12 protein-coding genes and 1 pseudogene are annotated in these 14,092 nt (G+C 44.3%); 3 read left to right on the top strand and 10 right to left on the bottom strand.

Annotation, left to right across the window (positions count from 1 at the left end; all coding sequences use genetic code 11):
* Positions 1–26 precede the first annotated feature (26 nt).
* The 5 genes from AAHK14_RS07885 to AAHK14_RS07865 all read right to left on the bottom strand — a co-directional run bounded on the left by AAHK14_RS07885 (position 27) and on the right by AAHK14_RS07865 (position 5,345).
* The gene (locus tag AAHK14_RS07885) at positions 27–1,805 is read right to left on the bottom strand and encodes a hypothetical protein (RefSeq protein WP_156065111.1); all 1,779 of its coding nucleotides are present in this window, start codon (positions 1,803–1,805) and stop codon (positions 27–29) included.
* Positions 1,806–2,010: 205 nt separating this feature from the next.
* On the bottom strand, positions 2,011–2,181 hold the full coding sequence (locus AAHK14_RS07880) for a hypothetical protein (RefSeq protein WP_172823633.1): 171 nt from the start codon (positions 2,179–2,181) through the stop codon (positions 2,011–2,013).
* Between the two features lie 340 nt (positions 2,182–2,521).
* Complete coding sequence (locus AAHK14_RS07875) at positions 2,522–3,553, bottom strand: hypothetical protein (protein WP_065256043.1); 1,032 nt, start codon at positions 3,551–3,553, stop codon at positions 2,522–2,524.
* A gap of 321 nt (positions 3,554–3,874) precedes the next feature.
* Complete coding sequence (murI, locus tag AAHK14_RS07870; protein ID WP_065256042.1) at positions 3,875–4,714, bottom strand: glutamate racemase; 840 nt, start codon at positions 4,712–4,714, stop codon at positions 3,875–3,877.
* A gap of 16 nt (positions 4,715–4,730) precedes the next feature.
* Positions 4,731–5,345, bottom strand: a complete 615-nt coding sequence (locus AAHK14_RS07865) for a DUF1285 domain-containing protein (RefSeq protein ID WP_065256041.1) — start codon at positions 5,343–5,345, stop codon at positions 4,731–4,733.
* A gap of 419 nt (positions 5,346–5,764) precedes the next feature.
* On the opposite strand from AAHK14_RS07865, the gene AAHK14_RS07860 reads away from it, so the two are divergent.
* Positions 5,765–7,435 carry an electron transfer flavoprotein-ubiquinone oxidoreductase gene (locus tag AAHK14_RS07860; protein ID WP_065256040.1) on the top strand — a complete coding sequence of 557 codons (1,671 nt, stop codon included), beginning with the start codon at positions 5,765–5,767 and terminating at the stop codon, positions 7,433–7,435.
* Positions 7,436–7,496: 61 nt separating this feature from the next.
* On the opposite strand, the gene AAHK14_RS07855 is transcribed toward AAHK14_RS07860, so the two are convergent.
* Complete coding sequence (locus AAHK14_RS07855) at positions 7,497–8,417, bottom strand: IS3 family transposase (protein ID WP_264753555.1); 921 nt, start codon at positions 8,415–8,417, stop codon at positions 7,497–7,499.
* A 2-nt stretch (positions 8,418–8,419) separates the two neighbouring features.
* Complete coding sequence (locus AAHK14_RS07850) at positions 8,420–8,956, bottom strand: helix-turn-helix domain-containing protein (protein WP_065256690.1); 537 nt, start codon at positions 8,954–8,956, stop codon at positions 8,420–8,422.
* Between the two features lie 310 nt (positions 8,957–9,266).
* Here AAHK14_RS07850 and AAHK14_RS07845 point away from each other — a divergent pair.
* Positions 9,267–9,814, top strand: a pseudogene (locus tag AAHK14_RS07845) (glutathione peroxidase).
* A 160-nt stretch (positions 9,815–9,974) separates the two neighbouring features.
* Here the strand turns inward: AAHK14_RS07845 and AAHK14_RS07840 are convergent.
* Positions 9,975–10,286, bottom strand: a complete 312-nt coding sequence (locus tag AAHK14_RS07840) for a hypothetical protein (protein ID WP_065255230.1) — start codon at positions 10,284–10,286, stop codon at positions 9,975–9,977.
* 208 nt (positions 10,287–10,494) lie between these two features.
* Between AAHK14_RS07840 and AAHK14_RS07835 the strand changes: the two genes are divergently transcribed.
* Complete coding sequence (locus AAHK14_RS07835; protein ID WP_065255229.1) at positions 10,495–12,165, top strand: NAD+ synthase; 1,671 nt, start codon at positions 10,495–10,497, stop codon at positions 12,163–12,165.
* Positions 12,166–12,282: 117 nt separating this feature from the next.
* On the opposite strand, the gene AAHK14_RS07830 is transcribed toward AAHK14_RS07835, so the two are convergent.
* Together AAHK14_RS07830 and AAHK14_RS07825 are read right to left on the bottom strand one after the other, a co-directional pair.
* On the bottom strand, positions 12,283–13,560 hold the full coding sequence (locus AAHK14_RS07830; RefSeq protein ID WP_065255228.1) for an ammonium transporter: 1,278 nt from the start codon (positions 13,558–13,560) through the stop codon (positions 12,283–12,285).
* A gap of 42 nt (positions 13,561–13,602) precedes the next feature.
* A complete protein-coding gene (locus AAHK14_RS07825; RefSeq protein WP_065255227.1) occupies positions 13,603–13,941 on the bottom strand; it encodes a P-II family nitrogen regulator in 339 nt (112 codons plus the stop codon).
* Between the last annotated feature and the right edge of the window lie 151 nt (positions 13,942–14,092).

Here is a 14,092-nt window from a genome sequence, read left to right as displayed (position 1 = left end):
CCATATTATAGCAAATATTTGGTTAATTAGCCATTTAAACGCACGATTTGGTATTGTTCAATCTCATCGGTGGTCAAAAGGTTGCGTTCTAACCTTAACTCCATCTCTTTGGTGTCAATACGCAGAACAACATAATCCCCCACTTTAAAATGATAACGGGGCATGATGAGCGTGCTTTGCTCATTGAGCCCATCGCCATCCACCAACAGTGCATGGACAAACTCTTGACTTCTGCCGTCTTGTTTACGCAAGCGAATGCCGACTGCCATCAGCACCCGACCCAAAAATCGTCCATCCACTGCCACCGAATTATCTGATTTTTCCACCCAATGTGCCATGCCCAGACGCCACGGATTTTTATTGGTGGAGATTGCTGATTTTAAAGCAAAAAGCCCATAAAGATGGATGAGTGGACGAGATGACAAAATCTCATCTTTTTCATCCATCCCCTGTGCACCAAACCGAAAACGAGCCACCGCCTCATTTTTGTAGCTTACCTTAACCATCTCTTTGGGTGCAACCATACCAATAGCAGAGGCACTGATTTTGACATGAAAATCAGCAGGCAACCCACGTTCTCGGATGACGGTAGATAGGTTTTGACCGCCAGAGATTTCATTAAAAATGGAAGCAAATCCAACAAGCAGCTCTGCCTTTCTCTCATGCCTATCATCTTGTCTGTCATGCGATGATCGCTGTTCAAAAGCAAGCAGTACCATCTTGGCAAATCGCATTTCAAATAACGACTGTGCTGTACCATCTATATACTCGCCTGCCGATACTTGTTCTATGTATCGTGTAAAATCTGCTAAGTCAAAAAACAGACAACGATGCTCATCACTGTATGGGTTAACCGACGCATATGGCGTGATGACCTCAGGCGGTTCAGCACCTTGTAGATTGACAAATACCCGAAACTCAGGATTGGCATCAAAGGTTGTTTTAAAGTATTTTGTCCACAAGGGCAACACTTTAAAGGCATTTAGAATGTCCTGACGGCGGTAGGCAAAAAAGTTACCAAAACTTGCCCCACACGCCTGCATATATCTGTCATGAATGGAGGTTTTGGGGTAATTTTTATTAAGATTGTGCATATGTTCATGGCACAGCTGCAAATTAAGTGCATTTAGATACCAACCATTAACCTCCTGCCAGATGACTTTGGGGGCTTTTTGGTAAGTTAAAGCATACTCCATCAAAAGCTTGACATACAGCACCATAAATTGGTGTACGGCATAAATAAAGATGTCACGCTCGGCAGTAAGCACACCCGACTTCTTGGCGGACATGATTTTGTTTAACCACTTCTTGCCACCGCCATGTGCCGAAACAACGGCATTCTGATGACGCACGGCGATGTTGCGATACACCAAAATCATCAAAAAGTACAAACTACGCACTTCATGAACTGACGACCGCTGTTCATCGGATAGACTTTGGTGCTCATAGACATAGTCAGCATGCATTTGCCCAACCACACGCTCAACGACCACCATCAGCTCATCCATGAGTGCCAGTTTTTGACCATCATGCATGTCACAGACCAGCACTTCACTAAGAGCTGTCCTAAGCTCGGTATATTGCTCATGCTTGGGTCTGATAGAAAGTGTGGTCGCCCATGTGCTAAGATTGGCACCTGTTTGGTCAAAGTAGGTCAATGTGACAGGTTTTTGTGCCAGTGGTGCGGTAATTAGGCGTTCAAATTTTTGCAGGGTAATCATATCGTGTCTCTTTGCACAAATTGGCTTGGTGGTCGCCCACGAATACAGCACGGACGCTGGCAATTTACCAAATAATCCACTCAAAACTTAGCATAAGTCAAATTTATGCAAGGTAAGATTTGGGTTAATAACATAAAGTTTCATATTATAGCAAACTATTAACACCTGTCCACGACAATAATCCCCCAGAAACAGCATTTGGGGATATTTTTAACCCATTTTGGCTTATGACAAAAAATTCATACAAAAAAGCACAACCATCATTGGCTGTGCTTAGGGTAAGACAAAGCTACTCTTCTGGCTCATCATCATCCCATTTGGCATAAGTCTTTGACGGGTCAATGCCTTGGGATTTTAGATAGGCAACTTGCTCTTCTAGGGTACGGCTTTTTTCGGCATCATGCATGGTGTCCGCCAATTCATCGAAACGCTCAGTCAGTTGTTCGGTGGTTTTTGACATGATATCATCCTTATTACAATTAAAAATAAATTATGATGAAAGATGGGGCAAACTTATCCCCATTGCATTAAATTTTAACCATATCTTGATTTAACGCCATATTTAACATTAAAAACACACAACACATTAAAAACACACAACCAAGATACAACCACTTCATCCTAACAAAATTTTAGCAGTGATGTCATCTGTTTTGTGTTAAATTTTGTATCTTAGATTTGTATCTTTGAGCATGATTTCTTGGGTTTTGCTCGCTTTTTAAGCCTTATAACCCATTCTTTTGGCTAAGCCATGTCAATTTAATGTGCCTTAAATACACCATCTGGCAATGCTATTTTAGCTATTTTATGTTGGATGTTTTGTCAGTGGCTTGCCACATGGAGCCTTGACCCACAGGCTCAATCCATCCTGCCAACTCCAACTCATCTAATATCCACAGCACATCAGCTTTGACCACCTGCACTCGGCTGACGGCATGGATGTCAGGATACTGTCTTGCCACGATTTGACTGGCAAGATTCTTATCAACATTATCATTTAAGGCACGTCCCAATCCTTGCTCAGAAAATGGCATGACCACATTGGCAAGCATGGTAACGATGTTTCGCCAGCGTAGCGGGATGACAAAGGACACTTCGATGAGCGTGCCACCCCGAAACGCATGGGCGGTGCAGCTTACCAAAAATTCACTGTCTAGTGCCAATGCAGGCTTTAAGGCGGCATGCAAATCAGCATCTGTCTTGGCGTGAGAATGAGATGTAGATTTGGTCAGATGGGATTGGGCAGGAATGCTAGACGCCCCAATCTTTTGGGCATCACTGGGTGCAGAAATTTGCTTCTGAGTGGCGGGCTTGGCATGCCTTGGGGGCTTAGACAGCAACGCATTTCTGACACTCATGCCTGTCATTTGCCATCCTTGAGATTTGTCAAAATCCAACGCATTAAAAGCAGTTTCAAGCAGTTTGGGCAGATTGGTATTATCATCAAAATAATGCACCGCCTGCCCCGATTGCGACTCCAATACCCCCACAAAGTCAATCAGCCGATTATTGGCAGGTTTGTTTAGCACGTCCGAATGCACAAAAATGAGCATGGGCTTATTTTTGGCTTTGGCATTGGTATAGCTGACATGGAGCTGACTGACCCCTGATGCGTTGGTGCTACCATAGTGATTGCCCACAAGCAGGAGCACCACATCGGCAGAGTTGATACAACGCCAACTATAACTGGCAGATTCAGCACGGGCAATCACCAAGTCTTTGGTTAAAAAAGCCCGACTTTCAAAGAATATCGCCACATCATCTTGGGCAGTAACCAACAGCGGGTCATCAGCAACACAAGCGACATGAACATGATAACGATGATTTGACACAAAAACCCCAAGGCTAGTAGTAAGTAGTTAAGGATATTGCTTTTATTGGCAACCACACGTGACATTGCCATTCATCTTTCTTATCCATACGCTCAAATGGCAATCCCTTATTATAAAGAATTTTCATCAAAATAAAAATATCCATACCACCCAAAACACATCAAAAAATCAAAAAATAACATAAAAGCACAAAATCCGTTAAAATTGCCCTATTTTTTGATACATTTTTTGATATTTTGCCAATTTTAACAATGAAGTGTTTGGCGTTTAGGGTGTGCCTGCCACTGATAACACTTTAAATCAATTTTTGTACAAAAAAGCTCACTCTTGGTATTCGATTAGTTCAATAAATGGCTCACCGCTTAACTTCTCGGCGGTGGCAAGCAGGTCGTCATCTAAGCGTGTGGCATACAACTGCATGGGGGCGGTGTTTGGCGTGGGGCTTGCGATATTAAAAAAATCAAGCAACGATTTGACCCTTTGAGCGATTGCCAATCCTGAATCAATCAACTGCACGTCCAGATTTTCTTTTTGTATAAAGGTCTGCAAAAACCCCTTAAAAAACGGATAATGCGTACACCCCAGCACAATGACGTCCACGCCCATGTCCGCCCATTGTTTAGTTTGTCTAATGAGCAGGTTTGCCACTTGACTGTCAATCGGCATACCACTCTCCACCCACGGCACCAAGGTCGGCTCAAAGTGCTTATGCACCATGACCCCTTGTGGCGTGGCAACGTCAGTAATGACGTCATTTAGTAGATAGCCATTTAAAGTCGCCCGAGTGGCAAGCACGGCGATTTGGCGAGTTTTAGTAAGACTGCACGCAGGTTTGACGGCAGGGACAAGCCCCACAATCGGCACACTACACCGCTCACGCAACGCTTTTAGGGCATGGGCGGACGCACTGTTACAGGCGATGACGATGAGTTTACAGCCCCGTTTGCATAGCCGTGCCACCGCTTGTAAGGTCAAAAGCAAAATCTCATCGCCCGATTTGCCCCCGTACGGCACGTTGGCGGTGTCGGCATAGTAGATAAAGCGTTCGTTTGGCATGAGTGTTTTTAGGTGTAGATACACCGACAAGCCCCCCACCCCCGAATCAAATACGCCAATCGGGGCGGTAGGGTCATCTTTAAAATCAGGGTGCTGGTTTATCATGGCTTATCATAATTGTTTAGTTTTTCTGATTAAAATTGGGGGCGATAACACGGTGTATTTTACCACCACTTTGCAAGGTCAAAACCGTCTGCCCCTGCTCATCTGACAGCTCGCCAAGCTCTATCAAATGATAAAACACATTACGCCCAATGCGAGCGGTTAGGTTAAAACGGGTATCTATATACAGCCTATCATCCGCCACGTCATCACGCACCACGGTTTTAAAATACAACGGCTCACCATCAAGCACAATGCTGTCGCCATTGGTCGTGCCAAACACTATCCAGTCATCGCCATTTTTGGTAATTTTATCCACGGTATTGATAAACAGTGGCGTGTCTATCACGGTAATTTCGTATTTGTCGGTGGGCGTTTTTAAAAAGTGGCGTTTTTGCTCGCCGTCCACGTCCGCCCACAGCACGCTGGCAAACAAATCCACAAGCGACTGCCGAGCGATTTTGACCCCGTCATGATACCACTCGCCATTGTCATCAATGACAATGTCAAAAGGCGTTATCGTCTCGGGTGTCCATTTATCCAGTGGTGGAATTTTGCGTTCATTACCAAGGGCTGTGATAAGTTTGGTTAAGTCGTTGCTTTTATTGGAATTTTTATCTGTGTTATCCGTCATTATCCTTGCCTTATCATTTAAAAGAAGTGTTTAATTTTGCCTAAATTTTTATAAAAAAGCAAATAAATTTTAAGGATTTAAAAAGCACAACAAATCACATTTGCCAAGATTTTAACCTTTTTATTCATTTAACTTTAAAATGCACGCCTTGCCAATCTCTCCAACGGGCGTGTTCAACACGCCCCTACACAACCCATGGTAAATATCAGGTTCGCTAGGTGTATCTACCCCAACAACTTTTTATAACCGTACCAGTCATGATTTTATCAAAAATAAGGGCATAATTAACTTGCCTAATTTGATAAGATTGGTAAAATATACCATTTATAATTATTTGATTTATCAAACATTGTATTTGATAATCATTTGTTTTTTAGCCATTACAAGGTTTCACCTTAAACAGCCAAAAAGGAAACACCATGCAAAACATACAACGTGAGTCAATGGAATTTGACGTGGTCGTGGTCGGCGGTGGCGTATCGGGCTTATCCTGTGCCATTCGCCTAAAACAGCTTGCCATAGATGCAGGACTTGATGAATTTATGGTCTGTGTCGTGGAAAAAGGCTCGGAGTTTGGAGCCCATATCCTATCGGGAGCGGTCATGGAAACCCGTGCCTTGGACGAGCTGTTCCCCGATTGGCAAAACATGAATGCCCCAATCACGGTCAAGGCAACCGAAGACCGTGTTTATATGCTCCCCAACGCCAAAAAGACAATCAAACTGCCAAGCTCCATCATCCCTGCCAGTATGCACAACGAAGGCAACTACATTGTCTCGCTTGGTAATGTGGTTCGCTGGCTTGCCGAACAAGCCGAAAGCATGGAGATTATGCTATTCCCCAACTTTACCGCCAATGAGATTCTCTACAACGCTGACGGCTCGGTGCGTGGTATCCAAACGGGCGACATGGGGGTCAATGCCAAGGGCGAGCCTAAGCCGTCTTTTGAGGCAGGTTATGAGCTTGTTGCCAAATATACCGTGTTTGCCGAGGGCTGTCGTGGGCATTTGGGCAAACGTCTCATCAGCCGTTTTCATCTTGACAAGGACAAAGACCCCCAACATTATGGCATTGGACTAAAAGAGCTGTGGGAGATTGACGCTGACAAACACGAAGAAGGCGTGATTTTGCACGGTTCGGGTTATCCCTTGAACGACACAGGGGCAAATGGCGGTTGGTGGCTGTATTTTGCCGAAAATAATCAAGTGAGTTTTGGCTTGGTGGTAGATTTATCCTACTCAAATCCGCACCTATCGCCCTTTGATGAATTACAACGCCTTAAACTGCACCCCCTTATCCGTCCTATCCTAGAAGGGGGCAAACGCCTGTCCTATGGGGCAAGGGCGTTGGTCAAAGGCGGTCTAAATAGCCTACCCAAACTGACCTTTGCAGGGGGTGTACTGGTGGGCGATGATGCAGGCTTTTTAAACCCTGCCAAAATCAAAGGCACGCACACGTCTATGAAGTCGGGAATGCTCGCTGGCGAGGCGATTTTTAAGGCAATCCAAGACGGACGACAACACGATGAAGTCGCTGAGTATCAGACCAATTTTGAAAACTCGTGGCTGTTTGACGATGCCAAATCTGCCCAAAACTTCTCGCCTGCCATGCACCGTATGGGGACGTGGCTGGGCGGTGCGTTTATCTTTGTGGAGCAAAACTTGTTAAGTGGTAAAATGCCACTTATCATTCATGACAACAGTTATGATTTTGCTCAACTGGATAAAGCCGACCACGCCTACAAGCCCGATTATCCAAAACCTGACGGCAAGCTGACCTTTGACAAATTATCCAGCGTGTTTATCTCAAACACCAATCACGCCGAGGACCAACCTTGTCATCTAAAATTGACCGACCCCACCGTGCCAATCACCAAAAACCTACCGCTCTATGGCGAACCTGCTCGCCTGTATTGTCCTGCGGGGGTGTATGAAGTGGTGGCGGACGATAACGACCCCAATGGAGCAAGGTTTGTCATCAATAGCCAAAACTGCGTGCATTGCAAAACCTGCGACATCAAAGACCCCGCCCAAAACATCACATGGGTAACACCCGAAGGCGGTGGCGGGCCCAATTATCCGAATATGTAATGATGACAAATAAAGGGCGTAAATTGAACCGACCCCCAAATCTTAGACATAAGATTAAAGGTTAGGTTGTTGCAAGTGGTTGTATTAACCCTAATTGGACTAAGTTTCTGTACTTAACAGGACTTAGTCCTTTTAATTTGCTCTTTATTCTATCATGATTGTAGTAGTGTATGTACTCATCAATCACTTGTTTAAGTTCATCTGTTGATGTAAATGTGGTTGTCTCATAAAATATCTCTTGTTTTAGCGTACCAAAGAAGCTCTCTATCACAGCATTATCCAAACAATTGCCTTTTCTTGACATGCTTTGGGTTAAGCCTTGTTCTTTTAGGGTTTGTTGATACTGGTGCATTTGATAGTGCCAGCCTTGGTCTGAATGAATGATGGGTTTGTCATCCATCTTTTCTTGGCTTAGCTTGGATAGGGCATCATTTAACATCTCTTTGACCAACTCATACGTTGGTCTGTCCTTCATCGTATAACTGACAATCTCACCATTAAACAAGTCGATGATGGGCGATAGGTAGAGTTTTCTTTGAATGACACTGCCATCATTTGCCTTGTCTTGTACTTTAAACTCTGTGATGTCTGTTGCCCACTTTTGATTGGGTTTGTCTGCTTTAAAGTCTCTTTTGAGTATATTGTCCTGAATGGTATCTTTGCCCATTGTGCCTTTGTAAGTATTAAACTTACGTTGACGACGAACCAATGCTTTGAGTCCAAGTTTAGCCATCAGTCGTTGCACTCGTTTATGATTAATGACCATGCCTTTTTGGGCAAGCTGATTGTTAAGCTCTGATGTGATTCTACGATAACCATACCTGCCCTTGTGTTGGTGGTAGATGTGGTTAATGTGTTCTTTTAAGTCAAGGTCTTTGTCAGGCTTTGTACTTTGACGAATGTGGTAATAAAACACACTTCTTGGCAAGTTTGACACTGCCAATAAGTCAGCAAGTTTGTGCTTATGCCTTAATTCTTGGATGATCAGGACTTGTTCTTTGTTTGTACTGATTGTTCCTTTTGACGAATTAAGGCATCTAGCTTTTTTAGATAGTCATTCTCTGCTCTAAGATAGGCAAGTTCATCAAGCAAATCATCCACACTTTTTTCGTGGTCTTGTTTGGTTTTCCAAGTTGATTTGGTTTTATTAGCGTTGTGTTTGTTTGACATTGCTTTTTTGCCTTTGGGTTTGGGTATTAGTCCCATTATACCAAAGGCTTGGTAGGACTTTAACCAAGTTGACAGTAAAGAAGGTTGTGGCAGATTAAGCTCTATGGCAAGTTGTGTAAGCGATTTGCCCTGTTGTATGGCTTGAACGGCATTAAGCTTAAAATCTGTGTCATAGACAGCCTTTGTGTGTCGTCTTTTTATGCCATCAATGCCATGTGCTTGATAGAGTTTAACCCATAGCTCTACGGTTGTGTGGTTTAGATTAAAGTGTTTGGCGGTTTGTTTGTAGCCATGATGATTAAGATAATACCCAATCACAGACAGTTTAAAGTCGGTTGTGTATTTTGCCATAAAAAGCACCCCAAAGGTTAGTGTGTCTAACTTTTGGGGTGCGGTTCAAAATCGTCCTTTATTTTTTTGTTATTTTTTTAAATTTTCTAAAAAATTATTCTCATCCAAATCTGTAAAATTGATTATTATCAAAAAAACCTTACTCTAATTATTGATTTTTTCTAATCAATCCATTAATTTTTACAAATTTTACTTTCCAAAAAATTATATATAATAGTCTCATGGGTTTGTATACTCTTGTCCCATTTTGGTAGATTGCATGATGGTTTTTGCAATGATTTTTGGCACACTTTTAAGGATGCATTAAGCGATGTCAATTCATGATTTTTTGGTAACAGACATTCACGGTAAAGAAGTTCCACTCAGCGATTTTATTTTAAGGGCAAGACCCTACTCATTGTCAATACTGCCACCCAATGCAGTCTGACGCCCCAATATGACGAATTAGAAGCACTTTACCAAAAGTATAAAGATAAAGGTTTGGTGATTTTGGACTTTCCCAGCAACGAGTTCGGACAAGCGGTCGAAGACAATGAAGAGATTGCTAAGTTTTTGGAAGAGCATTATCAAGTCAGCTTTCCTGTGTTTGCCAAAATTGACATCAATGGCAGTAACACCCATCCTTTGTACCGCCACCTAAAATCCCAAGGCAAAGACGAGATTGGCAATAGCAGATACGAAGTGTTGCTTGAAGTGATTGCAGAAATTAATCAAACTCGCACAGGCAATGACATCAAATGGAACTTTACCAAATTTTTGGTGGATACTAATGGTAACGTGGTGGCACGTTTTGCCCCCACCATCGGTGCCAAAGAAATGGAACACGCCATCCAGCAGGAACTTGTGGATGCTGCTTGACGGTCAGTTGATGATTAATATTGGGGTGTGCCTACCATTGATAACATTCTAAATAAATTTTTGCATAAAAATTTGCATAAAAAATGGCTATCCGACCACTTAATTTAAAAAGTTAAGTGGTCGGATTGTTTTTCAAACCACCGTTTATCCCTAAACGTCTTTAATCATCATTCAACGGCTTTTTGGTGGGCAGACCATCATAGTCATCATCGGCTTGATAGACATCACCGCGAAAATAGGCACTTTGATGGTCATCATTACAAAAGAAATACTCACGCCCATCACCTGCCACATCCGTCTGCAAAATGCCCCGATAGGTGGCAAGTTCATGCCCACAATAATCACATCGTCTGATACTGACATCATCGCCTGCTTTTGGAAAAAAGTGCTTGGGCGGTTTTGGATACATGAATTTAAAGAAGATTTTCATCACAATGGCGATGATGATAAGATTGATTAAAAAAGCAAACATGGCAAACGTCAAGGTCACAAAATAATGCCTACTATATCACAAAAATAGGCGATAGTGTGCTATACTAAGTTGATTTGTCTAGATTGGTTTTAATTAGTTTTATGCAAACATCAAGCTGATTTGACAAATCAAACTCATCATTGCCTGCCGATAAACACGGATTGACGACAGGCGATAACCATCAATACACTTTACTGGATAATTACAAATGTCAATACAAGAAAATTTTAGCGAAATTAGCACCCCAAACGGTACGATTACTTTTGCCATCATGCAGACAAATTTTTGGGTGGGCGACATCAAGGGTAACGTGGGCAAGATGAAAGCCCTTGCCCTAGATGCCAAAGCTCGTGGGGCGGACGTTGTCATCTTTCCTGAGCTGGCACTCATCGGCTATCCGCCAGAAGATTTGCTACTGCGTCCTACCTTGGCTGAGCGTGTCAAGATTGCCATGAATGAACTTGCCAAGATAGACGGCATTGTCACCATTTTGGGCTATCCACACGTGGACAATCACGGCACGTTTAACTCGGCGGCGATATTACAAGGTGGCAGTCAAAAAGGCTTTTATCACAAACAATGCCTGCCAAACTACGGCGTGTTTGATGAAAAACGCTACTTTAAAAAAGGTCGCAATCAAGTCTTATTTGACTACAAAGGGCTGACCATCGGACTGCTCATTTGTGAAGACATCTGGCACGAAGCACCCATCAAAGCACTCAAAGATGAAGGGGCGGAAATGGTGGTCGTACTAAATGCGTCACCCTTTGAAGTCGGCAAGCAAGCCGAACGTAAAGCACTCATCGCCCGTCAATCATCAACGCACAAGCTACCCATCATCTATGTCAATACCGTCGGTGCCCAAGATGACATCGTCTTTGATGGTGGCTCACTCATCAGTCAAGCGGACGGCGAGATTGCTCACGAAGGGGCAAGATTTTTAAATCAGCTGATTATGGCAACCTTTGATGTATCAAGCGGACGCTTTGACACCCAAGCCAAACCGCCACTTGACTTATCCGAAGAATCGCAAATCTACCAAGCCTTGGTGGTTGGCTTGCGTGATTATGTCAATCGCTCAGGCTTTAAGGGTGTGATTGTCGGACTCTCGGGGGGTATTGACAGTGCCTTGACCCTTGCCATCGCTGTGGATGCATTGGGTGCTGATAAAGTCTATGCGGTGATGATGCCTTATGAATATACATCACAGATGAGTCTGGATGATGCCGCTGCCCAAGCCGCCCGTCTCAACGTCTCTTATACCATCTGCCCCATTCACGATGCCGTGGCAGGACTCAAATCCACGCTCGCCCCACTCTTTGCAGGGGCAGCCCCTGACGTGACCGAAGAGAACCTACAAGCTCGGGCAAGGGGCGTGATACTCATGGCTTTGTCCAACAAATTTGGACATATGGTCATCTCAACTGGCAACAAATCAGAAAATGCGGTCGGCTACTCTACCCTATATGGCGACATGGTTGGCGGATTTGATGTACTAAAAGACGTCTACAAGACCGACGTGTACCGCCTAGCCGATTATCGTAATCGCCTAGAAGACAACCCTGTCATTCCTGAGCGTGTCATCACTCGTCCGCCATCGGCTGAGCTACGTCCCGACCAAAAAGACCAAGACAGCTTGCCTGATTATACCCTACTTGATGCCATCTTGAAGATGTACATCGATGAAGATTTGGGCTACAAAGCCATCTGTGCGGCAGGTTTTGACCCTGCGGTTGTTGAGCGTGTGCTGACCATGGTAGATAGAGCCGAACACAAACGCCGTCAAGGGGCAATCGGCACTAAGATTACCAAAAAATCCTTTGGACGTGAACGCCGTTATCCGCTAGTCAATGGCTGGTCGGTAACGGGCGAGTTTTAAGCTTAATTAATTGCAAAACCGTCAAATATTGGCGGTTTTGTTTTGTTAAAATAAAAAGATTATGTTAAATAAACCCTTTGGAAAAAGCAAGGACACATCATGCCCTTGCTTATCGATTTAGCTAACTTTCTCGCCATGAATGGCTAGGTCAAGCCCTTGATACTCAGCTTCATCATCGACACGCAGTCCCATGGTCTTTTTGATTACCATGCCAATGATAAAAGTTGCCACCGCTGAATATGCTATGGTTGCTAGCACCCCTTCTGTTTGCAGCCACAGCTGTGTCAGTAGACTCTCATGTCCCACATCGGGATACAACTCTTGACTAACAAACACACCAGTTAATACCGCCCCAATGATACCTCCCACACCATGCAGCCCAAAAGCGTCCAGCGTATCATCAACGCCTAGTCGTTTTTTGCCATAATGTATCATGCCAAAACAGCCCAATGCCGTCAGTACGCCTATCGCCATGGCCCCTGACACACCCACAAATCCTGCCGCTGGCGTGATGCCCACCAAACCTGCTATCGCTCCTGATGCACCACCCAATGCCGACGCCCGTCCACGCACCACATATTCACACAACAGCCACGTCAACAACCCCATCGCTGCCGCCACCTGCGAGACAATGATTGCCATCGCTGCCACCCCATCTGCCGCCAGAGCCGAACCACCGTTAAAGCCAAACCACCCTACCCACAACAGCCCTGCACCGATTAAGGCATAGACAAGGTTGTGCGGTGCAAGGTTGGCTCTCCCGTAGTCTTGACGCTTGCCAAGCAGATGTGCCAACACCAAACCGCCCACACCGGCATTGACATGGACAACCGTCCCACCGGCAAAATCAAGTGCATCGCCTGTCAGCCAACCACCGCCCCATACCCAATGACATACTGGCACATAGACGAGCAGTACCCACAAGCCCGAGAACAATAAAAATGAGCCAAATTTCATCCGCTCCGCCAATGACCCCGCCAAAATCGCCACCGCAATCACGGCAAACGTCATCTGAAACATTATCCACAACGCCAAAGGAATGTCGCCACTACGCTCGGCAATACCCACCCCAGAGAGCATGGCGTGTGCTGTGCCACCGATAAACCCTTGCAAAGCACCACCATCACTAAATGCCAACGAATAACCTATCGCCACCCACAGCACCGACACCACCGCTGTCGCCCCAAAGCTGTGCATCATGGTTGATAAGATGTTTTTCTTACGCACCATGCCAGCATAAAACAGTGCCAAACCTGGTAAAGTCATCATCAGCACCAACGCCGTGGCGGTCAGCACCCACGCACTATTGCCGTGGTTGATGCCGTCATCAGCTTGGACGGTTGTGGCAAGTAGCAGTAGCCAGCCGATTTGCCATTTGTTTGCTAAAATTTTCATAATCACCCCTTATTAAATTTACCAATCTATCAATTCACCCAGTCACAGCGCCTGCTCATTCATCTCGCCGGTGCGAATGCGTATCACCTGCTCTAACGGCATGATAAAAATCTTACCATCGCCGATATGACCTGTCTGTGCCACGCTCATGATAGATGCCACCACACTTTGCACCATGTCATCACTGACGGCGATGTCCAGACGAATTTTTGGCAAAAAATCAACCACGTACTCCGCCCCACGATACATCTCGGTATGCCCTTTTTGGCGACCAAAGCCCTTGACTTCACTAACCGTCATGCCTGCAACGCCAAGCTCTGATAGGCTCTCACGCACCATATCTAATTTGAATGGCTTTAACACCACGCTAATCATTTTCATAAGATTATCCTATTAGTAGATAATTAAAAATTATAAGTTGGACATAGTATGGCAAATTTTCTTCCAAATGAAAAACGATTTATTTTGATAAAAAAGAATTTATTTATAAGTTTTTATTTATATATCATTAGTATAAATGATAATTTGATGA

The organism is Moraxella sp. K1664 (genome assembly GCF_039693965.1).
Lineage (GTDB): Bacteria > Pseudomonadota > Gammaproteobacteria > Pseudomonadales > Moraxellaceae > Moraxella.
Note: the sequence above shows the minus strand (reverse complement) of the source record. Positions and strands in the feature narration are given on the sequence as shown.